Genomic DNA, 18213 nt, shown 5'->3' with positions numbered 1-18213 from the left:
TGGGCGGCGGGAAATACTCTCAGGTCGCTCCGACGGGCGCTAGGTGCGACCGGATACGTTCGGCAGTCCCGCCGGGCCTTCCAAGCGGGTCTTCCACAGGCGGATGGCGCGTTGGCGTTCGACGGGTACGGCGCTAGGCTCGTAGTTCAGGGTGACGCCCGTCACGCGGCGGAGGTTCCAAAAGGCCAGCACGCGCACGGCCAAGTTGTCGTGTTCCAAGAGTTGGATCAATTCGGCGGCTTGCAGCTTATCGAGCGTCGCCCCGTATTTCCAAAGCAAGGCGTACAGCAGTGGTCCCCGCTCGCCGAACTCGGTTTCCGCAGCGGCACGGACGGCCGCCGCCGCTTGCGGCGATTGGCGAACCACGGTGAGCAATTGTTCGATGCTTTGCGTCCAGCGGGCTTTGGCGGCGGGATCGTCGAGGCTTCGCCACAATGGGCCGGGAAATCGCAGAAAGGCCAAGGTGCGCTGCGCCAACCAGGCGACTTCCTGCTGGCGATGGCCCGCCAGTTCCTCGAGCACCATGAGCGGAGGTTTGGCGTTGCCCGCCAGAGCGTCGGCCACAAGCCCCATCGCGTTTTCCTCTAGCAGACGCTCCGCCGAGAGAGGCGGGTTCAGCCAAGCCACGGGACCGGCCAGGGGAACGGTGCGCAGTTCCCGTTCCGACAATCGCACTTGAACCTGGGGCACCAAGGCCATCGGGCGCGAGTGATCGGAATCGCCCCACACCACTTCTCCGGCTAGGACGTAAAGGTCCACGATCCAAGGGACCGGTTGCGTCTCGGGATCGTTGGGGACTGCGTCTTCGCGGGTCACATCCAGGCCGACCGAGGAGTTGTCACGCAACTGTAAGAGGCCGGAGATATTGCCGAACTTCAAGCGCAGGGTAGGAGGGCCGATCAGGTCGCCGCCGGCCTCCGCCCGGGCGTTCAAGATCATTCTTCCATAACTCAGTCCTAAGCCGTTGGAACCGGCGGCGTCGGTGGACAGAATCTCGAAGAACAGCGGGCCGATGCCGATCACTTCCACGCCCGGCATGAGGACTCGGGCACGAAAACCGGGCGGGACGAAATATCGCTCGTAGCTATTGAGTTTTTCGGAAGCCGGGACGGGCTGAAAGTTTCCCGTGTTGCCCAGCATGCGGAAAAGCATTTGCGGCAACCGACCTTCGGGAGCGAACTCTCCAACCGGTTCCGGAGGCAGAGGCGCGGAATCGGTGCTGGGAAGCGGATTGGGCGGCACAGCGGGCGACTCGGTTGAACCCGGTTGTTGGATCACTTGCGGGAGGTCGGACGGTTGCGTGGGGGGCAGCGGGCGCATCCCGACGGGAGGTTCCGGGGATTGTTCCTGCGCCGGCCCGGCGGGTTGGGGAGTGGCGGCGGATGGGACGCCTTGCTCCGGCGGAACGGATGCGTCCGGTCGGGGTTCGGGGACGCCGTCGCCCGGCTCCATGGGCGAGGGAGTCGAGGCTCCCTGATCAGGCCGTTCTGAAGGAGGGGGAGCCTGGGCGGACGAACCGCTGGATGCGTTCGAGGAATGGGAGCTTGGGTCGGGCAACGGCGGCGTGGGGCCGGCCGCAGCAGGACCGGCCGGGCCTTGTTCCGCGGGGGACTCCGGCGCCGCGCCTTGATTGGATTGCCGGTTCGCGGTGTTATCTTGGTTCGAAGTTTCCGGCGGGCTAACACGTGCCGCACCCTCGTCGGGAGACACCATCGCGGTTTCCGGATTGCTCAGGAAACCGGGCCTGCCGGAGAATTGGGTCCGGTAGAGCCACATTCCGACCACGACCAACGTACCGACCAAAGCCACCGCAATGAGGGCCGGGAAGAACCACCGCCAGCGGTCGGCTTCCGTGGTGCCCGGCACGAAGGGGTCGATCGCCGCCGCGGGACGATCGGGCGGAGGAGCGAGTGCCGCCTCCTCGGGCGAAGCTTTCGCTTCGGATTCGCCGCCGTCTTCCTGAAATAGCGATCGAACGATGTCTTTCTCGGTCGGTTCCTTGACGGTTCCGAGCAACCGGTACATGGCGTCGCGGGTGGCGGGAGGGACTTCCGCCGGTTCGCCCAGTACGATGGAAAGTATCTGATGGCACGCCGCAACTTCGGCCAATAGCGTGTCGTTTTCCAGGCAGGCCTTTTCAAAATCGGCCACGCGGTCGGGCGGCAACGTATTGTCGAGGTATTCGGCCGTGGTGTTCGGATCGAGCGGCGGTTTGTCGTCCAAGACGGGCGGCACCCCGATGCGGAGTCGCCGCGTGATCTCCCGAATGCGGCGGACGAGCGTCTTGGCGACTTCGCTTTCCTCGATTTTTCGACCGATGTCGGCGGCGTCCTCCGGTTCGAGGATGTCGTCCAGATAGGCCAGCATGGTTCGCAAAGTCAGTCGCATGGCAACCTCGTGTCCGACGGAATAGGTTTGCCCTGGGGGGCAAAAGTGCGAGTCGGCGATTCCGTTAGGGAAGTGGCGTAGATCTCCCCTTTGGTATTAGTGGCGAATCGCTTGGCGAACCGTACAAAAAACTCGCTTGAAAGTGAATGTCACACCCTGCGGACGGGGTTATAGGGCGGTCGGGATAGATGGGCAAGGCTTCGCTGCCGGTTCAATCGCATATCCGGCTTCGAGGGGTGTGGTTGGCCGGTCCGCGTAAGCTCCGTGGACGCTTGTCGGCCGGCGACGGTTTCCTCTAAACTCGATGAATTGCTCCCGAGATTGTGCGACGGGGGCCCGGGATTAACTCGTTGGAGTGATTTCCATCGCGGTTCGAGATCGATCGATATGCCGAGAAAAAAGACCAAAAGTCCTCAGGCCGATACGGCAACTGCCGCCGCGGCGCTGGATGAGCGAGATCAACGCACGCTGGAACGCATCGCCGGGTTGGCCGACCACGTGATTACCGCCGCCCGATCGGGGAGGGATCCCTACCTCGATATCCCCTCTCGCACGCTCTCCAACGTGCATTACAACCGCAAGAAGCGGTTCATCGAGATGGGCAACGCTCGCAATCGTCGGCACCTATTCAATTTGGCGCAAGCCAAGAGCTACATGCAGACCATGCTTGTGGCCAGCGGTTGCAAACGCTTGATCGAGCAGGGCAAGACGACCAGCATCCGTGGATTGTTCTATCTTCTCAAGCACACGATCGAAGGCACGCGCGAGGAGACGTTCGCGACACAGGAGGAATGCGATCCGGTCATCGAAGACGTAGAGGTGACGCTGAATGCCCTGCGCGAAGAGTTGCACGTCTACGCCAGCAACCGCGGCGCCATGGTCGGCGAGATCACGCTCCGTGACAGTGGGGACGAAATCGATTGCACGCGGATGGGATCGGGCGGTTACTCCATTCCCTCCATCGTGGAACCCAGCGTGATCCAGTTCGTGAAGTGCAACGCCCAATTCATCCTGCACGTGGAAAAGGACACGGTTTGGCGTCGCTTCAACGAAGACAAGTTTTGGCGAAAGCACAAGTGCATTCTAACGCACGGCATGGGCCAACCGCCGCGCGGCGTCCGAAGGTTGTTGCATCGCATGCATCATGAACTTGGGTTGCCCGTCTATTGCCTGTTGGATAACGACCCTTGGGGATATTACATCTACAGCGTCATCAAGCAAGGCTCGATCAATTTGGCCTACGAATCGCAACGGATGGCGATTCCGGACGCACGATTCCTGGGGCTTCGCTCTTCCGACTTCGAACGTTGCGGCTTATCGGACAGCGTGATCATCAATTTGACCGATACGGACCGCAAACGGGCCAAGCAGATCATGGAGTACCCGTGGTTCGCCCCAAAAAAGGCGTGGCAAGAGGAGATCAAGAAGCTGTTGGATAACGGCTTTAAGCTGGAGGTGGAAGCCCTGATTTCCAAGGACATCAGCTATGTGACGGAAGTCTACGCCCCGCAGCGATTGCGCGACCGGGATTGGCTCGATTGACGAAGGGATTGCGCCCCTAGGTCTTCTCGGTCGAGCGGTCCGGCGACAAGGAATCGGCCAGCCATTGTAGATACGGGGGGTGACCGTCGCTGATGGGAAGAGCCAAGATTTCCGGCACTTCGTAGGAATGCAAGGCGACGATTCTCTCGCGAAGCGTTGGCCACGAAGCGCCGTCCGTCTTGAGCACCAGCAACCACTCCTCACTGCTTTCGATGTTCCCTTGCCAGCGGTAAACGCTGCGAATCGGGCCGATCACTTGCACGCAGGCGGCAAGCCGATCTTCGACCATTTGCGACGCGATTTGGTTCCCCAATTGCGGGTTGGGAACGGTGACGAAGACCTGAAGGAATCGGGAGTCGTTCATCGGTCGCTACTTTGGGAAAGTTAGACCGGCAGGCTGTACGCATCCGGTGAAGTGAGTTTGAACAGGCCTCGCCTTCCGCGAGACCCACGGGTTCGGCACGAAATAATCCGCTTGCGACCTTCGACGGCGAGCGGCGATCATCCGGCGTTATCGGAGGGGGCGCCGTCTTTCTTCTGGGAGGTCTGATGGTCCTCCGGAGAGGACGGTGCCGGAGGTTGGGTTTTTTCCTTGGCCTCGCGGGCAATTTCGAGGGCGGACGGCCGGTATGGATCGCTCTTAGCCTTGGCCGGTGCGGAGGGCGACTTGTCCCCGTCCGCCGCGGTCGCCGCCGGTTTCGCCGCGCCGTCCGTTTTCGGAGGCTCGACGATCTTCAAGTAATCCAAATCGAGATCGTACCAAGATCGGTCCACGCCTTCGAACTGAACGACCGCCCGACCGTTGCAGTTGATCGTCTGCACGCGACCCACTTTGCCGCGAAAACGGGCCAACTCGGGCCGATCGCCCTCGACAACGACGTACCGATCGGAATACTCCAATCTCAGATTGGCGATGCGCTGCATATCCATCGAACCGAGTCCTCATCCAGACCCCGCGGCGGGCGCATGTCGCTTGCCGCCGAATGCGGGACGACCGCGTTACGCCTTGCCCGCGGCCCTGGCCTTTTCCTTCGCGGCAGCCTCTTGGGAGACTCGCCAACGCAGGTAGGCGTCCAAAAACCCTTGGATTTCTCCGTCCATGACGGCCTGAAAATTGTTCAGGGAATAGCCGGTCCGCGCATCCTTGATTCGTTGATCGGGGTGCTGGAAATAGCTGCGAATTTGCGACCCAAAACCGGTCTTGGGCATGGATTCGTATTTGGCGGCCAAAGCCTCTTCGCGCTTGATCTCCTCCAATCGGGCAAGTTGCGCACGGAGCATCTTCATGGCCATGGCGCGATTTTGATGCTGGCTCCGTTCGCTTTGGCACTTGATCATGATGCCCGTCGGAATATGCAACAGGCGAATCGCGCTGGAGGTCTTGTTGACGTGCTGTCCGCCGGGACCGCTGGCACGGATGGCTTGCTCCTCGATGTCTTCGTCACGGATGACGATTTCGTTGTCGTTGGTGATCTCCGGAGTGACGTCCACCGCGGCGAAACTGGTCTGGCGTTTGCCTTCCGCGTTGAAGGGACTGATGCGGACCAAGCGGTGAATCCCGGTTTCCCCCTTCAAATAGCCGTAGGCCATGGGACCGCGAATGGCGACGGTGGCGGAGTTGATGCCTGCGATTTCCCCGTCCTGGCGGTCCAATAGTTCCACTTCGTAGCCGCGGCTTTCGGCCCATTGGATGTACATGCGGAGGAGCATGGCGGCCCAATCATGGGCGTCGGTTCCGCCGTCGCGGGCGTTGATGGTGAGCAACGCGTTGCAGGCGTCGTGCTCGCCGCTCAGCAGCGACTTGATTTCCAGGTCTTCGATGAGAGCTTCCAGGTTTTCCAGGGCGGCGGGGACCTCTTCCCCGAAAGCCGGATCTTCGTCGGCCAATTGGATCATGGCGTCGATGTCATCGAGTTGCCGAAAGGCTTCGTCGACCGGTTTGACGATCGCCCGAATCGCCTTCAGTTCGCTCAAGATTGCGCCCGACTTTTCCTGGTCGTTCCAGAAATCCGGCCCGGCCATGATGGATTCGATCTCGGCCTCGCGGGCTTTTTTCCCGGCGTAGTCAAAGAGAGTCTCGCAATTGGGTCAAGCGCTCACGAATGGCTTCGGCACGATTCAGCGTCTCGCCTTCCATCGGTATTTCTCCATCATGGCAACCGCAAGTACACCGCCGACTTGCGAAAGGCGGCGACCGCGCGGCGGCAACTTATTTTCGGAATAAGCAAACACTCCAACCAATCGAATTATACTGTCTGTCGAAAAAAGCGCCACCCGGGCAAGCCGACTTCCGGGCCGTCCTGATGTGATTCCCTTGGAAGAATCGCCCGCGACCGATGCGCCCGGCGCAGTCGGTTGAGAGGCCGATCGCCCGCAGTATACAATGGCTCTTCGATTTGGCATGCCCCCGCGCTTTGCGGCAGGGGTGATGACCGCGTCCATGATGCGGCATGATTTCCGGGAGAGGCGGCCCGATGGAGAATTTCCTCCAACTCCACGCTTTGCTTTTTCTCGCGGTTTTCCTTTCGATGGGCCTTGCGAGCGGATTCGTCGGTCCAAGCCTGGGGGCGGAGGAGTCGGCGACGGCGGCGACGAGGCAGCGACCGAACGTGATCTTTGTTCTTGCCGATGATCTCGGCTACGGCGACTTGGGGTGCTACGGTCAGCGGATTATCCAGACGCCGCGTCTCGACCGCATGGCGACCGAGGGCATGCGTTTCACGCAGTTTTACGCGGGAGCCACGGTCTGCGCACCGTCGCGCTGCGTCTTGATGGTCGGTCAGCATACCGGACATTGCCACGTCCGCGGCAACGCCCCCGGCAACCTCCGTATCAATCAATCGTTACGCGAGGAGGACGTCACGATCGCGGATATCATGCATTCCGCCGGGTACCGGACCGCTTTGATCGGCAAGTGGGGACTGGGCGAACTCAACGAACCGGGCCATCCGCTTGCGAAGGGTTTCGACTACTTCTTCGGTTATCTCAATCAAGGTCATGCCCACAATTATTATCCGGAGTATCTCTGGCGCAACATGGAAAAGGTTCCGTTGCGGAACGAAGTGGTCGGGATAGGGGGAAGTCAGGGCAGACCGGGGCCGGACTACGGCGGAGGTTTTACGCCCGGTTACGCCGTCAAGCGAATCGACTATTCGCACGATCTGTTCGCGACCGAGGCCTTGCAGTTCGTCCGCGAAAACCGCGAACGCCCCTTCTTTCTTTACCTGGCCTTGACGATTCCGCACGCCAACAACGAGGGCACGCGAGGCACGGGGAACGGGGCCGAGGTTCCGGATTACGGCATCTACGCCGATCGAGACTGGCCGGATCCCGACAAAGGGCAGGCCGCCATGATCACCCGGATGGATGCCGACGTCGGGCGACTCCTGGATACGCTGCGGGAGTTGGGTTTGGCGGAGCGGACCTTGGTCATGTTCAGTTCGGACAATGGGCCGCACAACGAGGCCGGTCACAATCCACGCCGCTTTCAGCCCTCCGGACCGCTCCGCGGCATGAAGCGCGACCTTTATGAGGGCGGAATCCGGGTGCCCTTCATCGCTTGGTGGCCCGGGAGCATCGCGGCGGGCACCGTCACCGATCACGTCGGTTATTTCGGCGACATGATGGCCACGTTGTGCGATCTGACGGGCGTGCCGCTGCCGCCGGACCGCGATTCCATCAGCTTTTTGCCGACCCTCCTGGGGCGTCCCGACGAGCAGAAGACCCACGAGTACCTGTATTGGGAGTTCTACGAGCAAGGTTCCGCTCAAGCGGTTCGCTTCGGCAATTGGAAAGCGATCCGCAAGCCCATGCTCACCGGTCGCGTGGAACTGTACGACCTCAGCGCGGACATCGGCGAGACCAAAGACGTGGCCGAGGAACATCCCGATTTGGTGGAAAAGGCTATCCGCTACATGGACGAGGCCCATGTCCCGCACCCGAATTGGCAGGTTCCCAAGCGGAAGTAAAGCGATGGGCTGGCGGGGCGTTTTCCGCCGCGACCGGGCGTCTGCGTTGAGGCGTCGCCGTCGCAGTTCCGATCGGCCGAGTTCCCCAAGGGCGTCCGGAAACGCGGCTGTGGGACTCTGCTTGGAATAGTTTGCTCTCCAAACCGAGATCAAAGTCCGCTTGACGGGACCCGATCATTCCCGACAATAGAGCGTGTTTTCCAGCGACCGCCTTCGAGGATGACCCACCGATCGGGACGGATCGTGCCCGCAAGTCACCGTCGGCGCGAGACGTTCCGCCAACCGGAGTCTTGACAGTCCGGAGGGATCTCCGGCTTTCGCCCGAGGGAATCATGTCGCGTTTGCGTTTCTTTGGATGTCTCACAGAGGAGGCTTGTGATGAAGAGTGATGGCCGGGGAGGTTCCACGCGTCGAGGATTTATGAAGACGACCAGTCGCATTGCGGCGGCGTCGGCGCTGGCCGGGACGTTTGTGCCCAGCGTCCACGCGGGCGAGGACAATACCATCCAGGTAGCGCTCATTGGCTGCGGCGGGCGCGGGACGGGGGCCGCGCAGAACGCGCTCTCCGTGCAAAACGGGCCCGTCAAGTTGGTGGCCATGGCCGACGTATTTCCGAATCGGTTGGAAAACAGCTTCAAGAACCTGAAGGAAAGGATGGGCGACAAGGTCGACGTACCGGACGATCGCAAGTTCTTGGGGTTCGACGCCTACAAGAAGGCGATGGATTGCCTTCGGCCCGGCGACGTGGCCATCTTCGCCACGCCTCCCGCCTTCCGCTGGGTGCATTTCACGTACGCCATCGAGAAGAATCTCAATGTGTTCATGGAAAAGCCGATCACCGTGGACGGTCCGACGTCGCGGAGGATGTTTGAATTGGCCAAAAAGTCGGTCGAGAAGAACCTCAAGATCGGCGTAGGGTTGATGGTTCGTCACTGCCGCGGTCGCCGGGAATTGAAGAAGCGGATCGAAGACGGCGAAATCGGCGAGATCACCATGATGCACGCCTATCGGATGGGCGGTCCGGCGGCGAACTGCGGTCCCAAGCCCGACGGCATCACCGAGTTGCTGTACCAGGTAAGGCAGTTCCACAGCTTCATTTGGGCGAGCGGCGGGGTCTATAGCGACTTCTACATCCACCAGATCGACGAGTGCTCTTGGATGAAAGGGGCCTTCCCCGTCAAGGCCCATGCCTTGGGCGGACGGCACTATCGCGGGAACGCCGTGGATCAGAATCTGGATACCTATTCCGTCGAGTACACGTATCCCGACGGTACCAAGCTTTTCTACTTCGGTCGCCAAATGGCAGGTTGCCACAACGAATTCGCCAGCTATGTCCACGGCACCAAGGGATGCGCCATCGTCTCGACATCCGCCCATACGCCGGGCAAGGTGCGGACCTTCCAGGGCCACATTTTCAGCCCGGAAAATCAGCTTTGGGCATTTCCTCAACCGGAGCCGAATCCGTACCAATTGGAGTGGGACGATCTGATCGAGGCCATTCGTACCGATCAGGCCTATAACGAGGTGGAACGCGGCGTGGAAGCGAGTCTGGTGACCTCGATGGGCCGCATGGCCGCGCACACCGGTCGCATCGTGACCCGCGAGGACATCCTCAATTGCCCGCATGAGATGGCGCCGGACGTGGACAAGTTCACGGACGACTCGCCCGCCCCGGTCACCGTGCAAGAAAACGGGCTGTATCCGCAGCCCATGCCGGGCGTAAAGACCGACCGCGAGTATTGATGCGGTTTGCCTTGCGCGGTTGCGTGCCGACGGGGCCGGAACCGTCGCAAGTCTTCGGGGTCTTCCGAATGAGAAGCAGGGCGTCGGGTTGATTTCGGCCCGACGCCCTGTTGCGTAGAAATTGCATCCCGTGCCTTCAGTGCCGCGGGCAAAATGTGCCGCGCGGTCCGGTTTCCGTTCAGAGCCAGAACGAGGTGAAGACGGCATCGACCGCACTGCGGATGGTCGTATTCTTGCCGACCACGCCGCCCTCGTCCGTGACGTTGATCTTGTACAGGCCCGTCAGATAGGCGACTTCCGCCGCGTTGGACGGTACGGGCGACGTTCCGGGGGTGACAATGCCGGGCGTCACGGTCCCGCCGTTCACGTAGGCAATGTCGCGACCGCCGTTTCCGCGGAAGGTGACCTCTTCGAAGAACTTGGCCCGGTGGACGTAACTGCCCGAATTCAACCGAACTTGCACGGCGTCCAGAATCACCTTGTCGTTGCCGGCCGAACCCTTGATGAGGGCGGTATCATAGCCGCCGTTGAGGGCGTAGGCGTGAACGGCGTCGAAGAACTTGGCGCGGAAGAAGAAACTCGCACCGTCGAACAGCGAGAAATCGGGCGTCGCCACGAAGCGGTCGTCGCCGGCTGAATCGTATAATTGCGCCGCGTCGAAACCGCCTCCGGTCGCGTAAGCGTGGACGTAGCGGAAATGCTCCGCACGCAAGCGGAAACCGGTCCCCGTCAATTCGCCGTAGGTCGGTGTACCCTGGAACAGGTCATCGCCGGGTGAGTCGTAGAGGAAGGCGACGTCCTCGCCGCCCGCCTGCGAAATCATCAGCACCTGCTCGAAGTTTTTGGCCGTGTGGGCATACGAGTTCTCGGCATCGGAGATCGTAAGCAGTGCCGGGGCGGCGGTAACCGTGTCCACGCGAGGCGAGTCGTACACGGTCAGGGAATCCGTACCGCCGAGGCCGTCGATCAAAACGCCCTCCGCGTTCTCCGCTTGGAAGCGATAGATGCCTCCGAACATGATGGCGGCCCCGCTCGCCCAAACCACGGCGGTATCGTTGCCGGCGGTCCCGCGGATCGAAACCGTATCCCGACCGCCCAAGCCGTCGATAACCAGATAGGTCAGGGACTTGGGAATCGCTTGCAGGTTGCCGTTGATCTTGACGGTCCAGTTTTCCGGCGTAGCCCCGGCGATGAATTCGATCACATCGTCGCCTTCGGTGCCCCGCAACGACAGTTGGGTGATCTCCACGCCCAAAGGCTGCACTCCGGGCGGATCGAGCAAGCGAGTGAAGATGTCGGTGCCGTTGGCCGCCGCCACAAGCGGGTCGGGATCGGTGGACGGACCGGTCCAAGCCACAACATAGTTGCCGACGGCGTCCATGGCGATGACGGGCGTCACTTGGTCGCCCGCGATGTCGGCGTTCACGCGGAACTCGCCCGCCTGCCCCTTGGGCGGCAAGACGAAGTCGTTACCGTCGGCCATGAACATGCGGGCATAAATGCCCCAATCCACGGCCAAATCGTTGTCCTGGCCCATGGTGGTCCAGACCACGGTGAAATTGCCGGCCTTATCCATGGCCACATCGCTTTGGTATTGCCAGTGCAACGTGGTTTGATTGACGCGGAATTCATCGCCTTTGGCCGTTCCGTTGGGGGCGAACCGGCGAGCGTACACCCCGTAGCCGCTGCCGTCCTGGCCGAAACTGCTCCAAGTGATCACGAAGTCGCCGTCGGCGTCCATGGCCACTCGGGGGTCGATTTGCCGATTGACGCGATATTGCGTGGCCAGGATTTCTCCCGTCCGCGCGGTTCCGTCGGCGTTGAAGACCCGGGCGACAACGCCCCAATCGCTGCCATCCTGGCCGTCGCTCATCCACACGACGACGAAGTTCCCGGCGTCGTCCATGGCGACGTCGGAATTCCTTTGGGAGGCGGGATTGGGCAGATTGACCATGAATTCATTGCCCAGCGCCTGCCCGAAGCGGTTGTAACGCCGCGCGATGACCGCGTTGCTGTCGAGATCCTGGCCGTAACTGCTCCAGCTCACGACGAAGTTGCCCACGGAATCCATCGCCACCTTGGGGCTGTATTGGGCGTTGAGGCGGTACTGATTGACGCGGAACTGCTGGCCCTGCGGCGTGCCGAAGCGATCGAAGACGCGAGCCCAAATGCCGTCGGCGTCGGTATCGCCCTGCCCGGACCACACCACGACGAAGTTTCCGGCATCATCCATCGCCACGTCCGCCTCGATTTGGTTTCCCGTCTCGAACGTATTGACGATGAACTCCGGTCCCTGCGGTTCGCCGCGACGATTGTACCGCTGGGCGATGATGTTGGTATCCGTGGTGCCCGTGTCGGTGCCTTGGCCGGGGCTGACCCAAACGACAACGTAGTCGCCGTTGTTGTTCATGGCCACGGCAGGAGCGGTTTGATTGCCGACGAGCGTCGTGTTGGCGATCGCATCCACGTCGCCGGTGCCGGGCGTACCGGGGACGCCTGGGCCGGGGACCCCGACCAGCAGACGGAAGTCCAAGGTGTAATTGCCGCCGTTGGGAGTGAAACCGGTGCGGCCGAGAGGATTGCCGGCCTTATCGCGCACCCCGCTCTGCTCGGTTTGTCCGGCCCCCGCCGTCACCGGCGCCAGCACCTCCAGGGTGTAGGCCGCGCTGTCCAGGGGTTGCAATCCCGCCTCGCCGGGGTTGGCGTCGATTTCCAAGACCGCTTGCCACTTGTTGGCCGCCGGCACGTTGAGGCCCAACTGAGCACCCAACTCAGCCGCTTTGTTCATGCCGAACTGGACGCGGGTCACCGCACCACCCATCAAGACGCCGTCCTTGGAAAGGCGGTAGTTCTCCGGATTGGTTACGCTGTCCAAAACGCGTTTCACGGAGGCGGGGACCGGTTGACCGTTGGCCAGGGCTTGGTCGCGTTGCTGGATGGCCGAGGCCAAGGTCGCGTCGTCGAAGGCCAGCATCTCTTCGTCGAAGTTGATGACGAGATATTGCACGCCGCTGGGCGTGACCAATTGCGTGCCGTCGATCGCTTGACCGTCGGGGGCATAGACATCCGACACGATCGGGCCGGCCGTGTCCAAGGTCTCGAGGAATTGGCGGTAGCGAACCGTCGCGTTCGTCACGGTACCGTCCGTCGCACGTTCCCACTGTGTCCAGGCAATGACGAACGACCCGTCGGGCGTAATCCCCAGCGAGGCTTCCGTCTGCGTCGTGCCTACGTCGGCGGTCATGTACTCCACGATGTCCGGCGGAGCCACGTCGGCGCCGCCCGCACGACCCGGAGCGCCCGGATTGGGAATCATGAAAAAGTCCCAATCGTGCCCTTCACCTTGGAAGGTGACCTCAAACACCGCATTGTTGAAGGGATCGACCGGGTTTCCAAAGCCGTCCAAGACTTCCCAAGGCGTGCCTTGCCGGTCGAGCATTTCGCCGAAGGAAAGCAGGCGGACGTCGATCGGGCCTTCGTAGGTCGTCTCCGCCCAGTTCACGCCGGTTCGCGCCGCGCCTTCCAGCACGGCATCGATGCGATCGATCGTTTGCTGCAAGCTCCAAACGTTATTGATTTGCAGGTTATCGATCGTGAGGTTCTCGAATCCCGCCTGTCCGCTGCGGAAAAGCCGCACCTGGAACGATTCCCAGTTCAGGTTGCGGTTCATGATGATGAAGTATCGCTGATTGTGGCCGTCGCGGTAGGCATTGGCGATGCTGTCGCTGAACAGCGTGAGGACGTTGAAGTTGGGGTCGGCGTCGAAACGGCTGAACATGATGCCGTTGGCCTCGCCCCGCAGCAGGCCCGCCACGCCGTCGAGAATCGACCGCAGGCGGCCGACTTGCTCCGCGTTGGCGCCGCGGTTGACCGCCCGGACGAGGATCTCCTCCAAAGCGCCGTCCACGTCTCCGTTATTCTGGAACCCGACCGGGAAGGATTCGAAACTCGGATCGAAATACGTCAGCAGGTCCGTGTTGGTCGTGGCGTTGATTTGCCGTTGGAGAAACGTGTTGGCGAAAAGCAGGGCGTCGGTGGAGACGTCGGGACCGTAGCCTTCGTAGGAAATCACGATGTCGCCGTCGGCATCGAGTCCGGCTTGAGCGCCGCCCTGGAAACCGGGCCACAGAGGGGCACCGCCCGCCGCTAACGACGCGCTATTGGCGCGGAAGGTATCGCGGAGGACGGTTCCCGTCGCGACGCCCTGGGCGTCGACCAACTCGTACATGATGGCTCGTACGCCGGAGGTGGTTTGACCGGTGTTGTCCGCGTCGCCCACCGTTTGCCAAGACACCAGGAAGTGATTGGCGGAATCGAAGGCCACCGTCGAAGCCCCGCCGCCGCCCACGCTGAACTGGTTCAAAAGCACTTGGCCGTTCAAGTCGTAAGCCTTGGCGAAGACTGCGGACGCGTAGGGCCCGCCCGTCAGATAACGAGCATCGTCCGTGCGATCCCAAGAGACGACGAAATTGCCGTTGTGGCTCATACCCACGGCGGGATCGAATTGGATCGCCGTTTCTTCCGTGCTGACTAGGAATTCCGTCCCGATTCGCTCGCCTTTTCGATTGAAGATCTGGGCCTTGATCCCGTTGAAGAAGCTGAAGTCTTGGGCTCCGTTTGCCCAGGCGATGACGAAATCGCCGGTGTCGTCCATGGCAACCGCGGGCTGGAATTGCGGTCGCGTGGTCTCGTCGTTCACGCGGAAGGTAAAGGCGTCGACACGCGCGATGCTTTCCGTATCGGGAATCGCGACGACCTCGACCCCGGGAATGCCGTCGGCATTCGGGTCCGTCATCGCCGCGGGGCGATAGCGCCGGGCGAAGATGTCGGTGACGCTGCCGAAAATCTGCGAATCGGGCACTTCCCCTTGCCACACGATCACGAAGTCACCGTCGGCGTCGATCGCTACGGCGGGATTGGTCTGATCGTATTTGTCCGGTCCCGGCGTGAACGGGTCATCCGGTTCGTCCGGATTCACGCGGAATTCGGGACTCGATTGTTTGAGCGTCACGACCTTGGCTTGAGCCGAGGGCAACAGGCTGTTGCCCAATTCGTCCTTCACGGCCGAAATGATGAGTTCGGGGTGATCCTCCTTGCCGGAATCTCCCACAAAGCGGACCTCGAATTCCGTCGCGCTGATGGCGGTGACGGAGACCTTGGGGCGAGGCGTGACGGTGGTAAGCGGTTCCGTGTACGGTCCCTCTACGGGGCTCGGCACGTGGTCCGGCGGCGGGAAATCGATCGGACCTAGCGGTTCGCTCTGCAATCGAGAATTGAACGCCTGTTCGATCGCCGTGGCCGTGGCCTGGGGGTTGGTCGGAGAGACCGGGATATCCGCGATCAGCGTTGGTTGGCGGACCGTCGTGACCGAGACGTTGGGGAAGAAACCGCTCGTGAAATTCGGGCTATCGACCGAAAGCTTGGGTTGATTGACACCCAGCGCCGCACTGCCGTACTCGATGAGGAACTCTCGACCGCTGACTGCGGTGACCTTGGTATTTTGAAGCGGGCCGCCCAACCCTTGAAGGGCGGCTTGAATCGTGGCCGCCAATTGATCCGGGGCGACCGTTTCGTCGTAGACGATCGTCGCGCGCTCGGTAGGCGAAATGATACTATCGCCGTTGGTGTCGGCCTGGAGGACGAACGTGCCCTGGATGTTTTGCTGAAACGAGGTGTAGGGCTGTTGCGTCGCCGTGACGTTGAGTCGTTGCACCAGCGTCGTGCCGCCGTAAATCAGCGATACTCGCCCGTACAAGCTGGGAAAAGCGTCGTTGAGGACCCCGCTGGGCAACGTGATCCGCTGGACCTCATCGGTAAAGTATCGGGCGTAAACATTCCATTCCGTCTGGGGTTGACCCGTGAGGGGATCCAGGATCGGGTTGCCCGAGAAGGGATCAAGCACCGTGTCGGCCCGGGACCAAACCACCACGAAATCGCCGTCATTGTCAACGGCGATGGATTGCCCGGCGATGGTCCCGTCGGTGAGGGACGGAAGCAGCGACTGGTTGACGAGTTTGTCAAGCGTGTCGACGGGCGTGACGCTGAGCAGCGTCCGCTCTTCCAGGGCATCCAAGCTCAGGCGACGATGTTTGCGTGTCCTCTTTGCCTGCGAATCGCCGCGCCGATTCCACATAGTCTCCCAAAGGGACCTTTTTTGCCGCCGAGAGGACAACCGAAACTGCGCCATGTCAGAATTCCTCAATCGTTGTCAGTTCCGCCCTTGCAGATGTGTGCGAGAATCCCTTCGACGAGTCTCACGCGACCAATTGGGAGAGCATCGAATCCCGCCGTGCTCGCCCAAACACCGGCCCAAGCCTTGACTACCGCCCGCACCCGAACTCGAAAACGATCCGCGCCGAACCGCGATGGGGTGATTTCGGCAATCGGCGGTTTCGTGAACCGCAGGTCTCAGGGGGCCACCGGATTAGCGGCGTGCTAATTTATCCAGGCTATCCATATCGACTGCTTTATCATGATTGCAGTGTGTGCGACCGTCAAGGCGCGACCTTTCAAGGTGATGCTTTTTTGACGCGGTTTTTCTCGCGCACAACGCGCCGAACCGCAATTTGCTACACTTTACCGATTCCAATTTCTCGCCGCTGTCATGTTCATTGGACTGCGTCATCTTCGCAGGACTTCGTTCCGCCCCAGCGACAGCGAGCGATGTCGGCCACAGACTCGCCCCGGCGATTTGGGCAAACCAGCCACTCGCTTGTGTGCAGACAAACTGCCGCCCGATGCCCTCCGGTTAATTGTTGGATGCGCTGAGCAGGCCGAGAGTTCCGGTGTTGTGCTCCGTACCGGTTGGTTCGGGCTGATTCACAAGGCGGAATAGGGCAAGATTCCAGCCGAGGTGATCCCCGGACTGTGGAGGGGAGTGTTAGTTCAGTGTGGGGGGCGCGAGTCTTTTGCGAGGGCCGACATGTGGAAATCAACTTCCCTGGGCGGGTGGGCCGTGCGGTAGATCGCGGAACTTCTTCCAAGGTATGCCTAGTTTCCGCATTCGGGAACGAAGCGTGTGGGGATTGACCTGGAGCAGGGCGGCGGCGCCGCGAGGGCCTTCGATTCTGCCGCCGGTGCGCCGTAATGCTTCGACGATGTGCGCGCGGACGGCGTCGTCCAGAGACGGGAACGTTTCCGAGTGGGAGGTGCAGCCATCCGCCGGGCGATACATCGACTCAGGTGCCGTGGTCGGATCCACGACGCCCAGAGCCTTGGCGACTTCGAGGCGTTTGCCGTTTCCCAAGATGGCGGCGCGGTCGATAACGGCGGCCAGTTCGCGCACATTGCCCGGCCAATGGTATGACATCAATAGTCGGATATCTTCTTCGTTGGGCAATTGCAAGGCCAGCCCAAGTCGAACCGCGGCACGCTCGGCGAAGTGCCGCGCCAGCGCCGGGATATCTTCCAACCGCTCTCGGAGCGGCGGCAGAGAGATCGGAAACACGGCCAGGCGGTACCAAAGGTCTTCGCGAAACAGTCCTTGCCGAACCATTTCCCGCAAATCGCGGTGGGTCGCGGCTACGATACGGACATCGACCACGATGGATTGCCGCCCCCCGACGCGTTCGAACGTGCCGTCTTGCACAACTTGTAGCAGGCGGATTTGGGCCGGTAAGGAGAGTTCGCCGATTTCGTCCAGGAACAAGGTTCCGTGGTTGGCCCGCTCGAACCAGCCTCGGTGCGTCTCCGAGGCCCCGGTGAAACTCCCTCGCTCGTGTCCGAAAAGCTGGGAGTCGATCAATTCGGGGGGAATCGCTCCGCAATTCACGCGCAGGCACGGACCTCGGGCACGCCGCGAACGGTTGTGAATGGCTCGGGCGATCAATTCCTTCCCGGTGCCGGTTTCTCCCAGCAGTAAGACGGGAGCGTCGGAGGCAGCCACGAGATCCACCCGCTCCATCACGTGTCGCAGTCCCCCTTCCGCGCCCACGATGGTGTCGCCCAACGCGTGCCGACCCAGCTTGGTCAGGAGACGTTGTTTGTCGGCCTCGGCGGCCTCGCGTAGGAGGGAAATCTCTCGGATGCGCTGATCGTTTTCCAAGCAGGTTGCAAATGGTTCCAGGAGAGTCCGGAAAAAGTCGCGGTGCTGCGGAGTGAACTCGGTTCCGGGGATGCCCGCGACAGCCAGTACTCCCAAGGGACGCCGCTCGCTGCGGAGTCCTCCCAATAAGATCTGACAGGGCGGGTTTCCCAGCATCCAGTGCATTTCACGGTCGAAGTCGGCGGGCTGATCCGGCCGAAACTCCGCGACCGAACCGCGCACCGCGAAATCGATCGCCTGAGCCAAAAGAGGCGGGGGGAGCGGTGTGACGCGATGTCCCAACCAGGGGGGCGACAGAGGGGCCGCCGCAACCGTTTCGAATTGCGATTCCGGTAGTTGGAGACGCCGCACCAGGAAATATGCGGCAGGCAGATGTTCGCCGACCACGCGCATGATCGCCTCGGTCGTCTCCTGAATTTCGAGGTGGCGACCGGCCTCGCGCCAGATGGCTGCTGCTACGAATTGGGGAGATGACACGGTAATGGCTCGCACAAAACCGGTAACGAATCCGCCATCAATGCCGTTAAA

9 protein-coding genes are annotated in these 18213 nt (G+C 61.5%); 3 read left to right on the top strand and 6 right to left on the bottom strand.

What is annotated here, in order from left to right:
* Window positions 1-39 precede the first annotated feature (39 nt).
* Window positions 40-2388 carry a hypothetical protein gene (locus ACYQ6J_RS11010; RefSeq protein WP_460184236.1) on the bottom strand — a complete coding sequence of 783 codons (2349 nt, stop codon included), beginning with the start codon at window positions 2386-2388 and terminating at the stop codon, window positions 40-42.
* 387 nt (window positions 2389-2775) lie between these two features.
* Between ACYQ6J_RS11010 and ACYQ6J_RS11005 the strand changes: the two genes are divergently transcribed.
* The gene (locus ACYQ6J_RS11005; protein WP_460184235.1) at window positions 2776-3930 is read left to right on the top strand and encodes a DNA topoisomerase IV subunit A; all 1155 of its coding nucleotides are present in this window, start codon (window positions 2776-2778) and stop codon (window positions 3928-3930) included.
* Between the two features lie 16 nt (window positions 3931-3946).
* On the opposite strand, the gene cutA is transcribed toward ACYQ6J_RS11005, so the two are convergent.
* From cutA to prfB, 3 genes are all read right to left on the bottom strand, one after another.
* Window positions 3947-4294, bottom strand: coding sequence for a divalent-cation tolerance protein CutA (gene cutA / locus ACYQ6J_RS11000; protein WP_460184234.1), 348 nt, complete (start codon window positions 4292-4294; stop codon window positions 3947-3949).
* A 137-nt stretch (window positions 4295-4431) separates the two neighbouring features.
* A complete protein-coding gene (locus ACYQ6J_RS10995; RefSeq protein WP_460184233.1) occupies window positions 4432-4860 on the bottom strand; it encodes a hypothetical protein in 429 nt (142 codons plus the stop codon).
* Between the two features lie 69 nt (window positions 4861-4929).
* Window positions 4930-6067 (bottom strand): peptide chain release factor 2 gene (gene prfB, locus ACYQ6J_RS10990; protein ID WP_460184232.1). Its coding sequence is split into 2 segments (ribosomal slippage): window positions 4930-5997 and window positions 5999-6067, totalling 1137 coding nucleotides; the frame shifts between segments, so codons are not numbered across the junction.
* A 391-nt stretch (window positions 6068-6458) separates the two neighbouring features.
* On the opposite strand from prfB, the gene ACYQ6J_RS10985 reads away from it, so the two are divergent.
* Entirely contained in the window at window positions 6459-7898 is a 1440-nt protein-coding gene (locus tag ACYQ6J_RS10985) for an arylsulfatase (RefSeq protein WP_460185542.1), read from the top strand.
* A gap of 378 nt (window positions 7899-8276) precedes the next feature.
* Complete coding sequence (locus ACYQ6J_RS10980) at window positions 8277-9641, top strand: Gfo/Idh/MocA family protein (protein WP_460184231.1); 1365 nt, start codon at window positions 8277-8279, stop codon at window positions 9639-9641.
* A 178-nt stretch (window positions 9642-9819) separates the two neighbouring features.
* On the opposite strand, the gene ACYQ6J_RS10975 is transcribed toward ACYQ6J_RS10980, so the two are convergent.
* Both ACYQ6J_RS10975 and ACYQ6J_RS10970 read right to left on the bottom strand, forming a co-directional pair.
* Window positions 9820-15828: a hypothetical protein gene (locus ACYQ6J_RS10975; protein WP_460184230.1), complete on the bottom strand. Its 6009-nt coding sequence runs from the start codon at window positions 15826-15828 to the stop codon at window positions 9820-9822.
* A 744-nt stretch (window positions 15829-16572) separates the two neighbouring features.
* On the bottom strand, window positions 16573-18162 hold the full coding sequence (locus ACYQ6J_RS10970) for a sigma-54 interaction domain-containing protein (protein WP_460184229.1): 1590 nt from the start codon (window positions 18160-18162) through the stop codon (window positions 16573-16575).
* Window positions 18163-18213: the final 51 nt, after the last annotated feature.

Source organism: Thermopirellula anaerolimosa (genome assembly GCF_054657335.1).
Note: the sequence above shows the minus strand (reverse complement) of the source record. Positions and strands in the feature narration are given on the sequence as shown.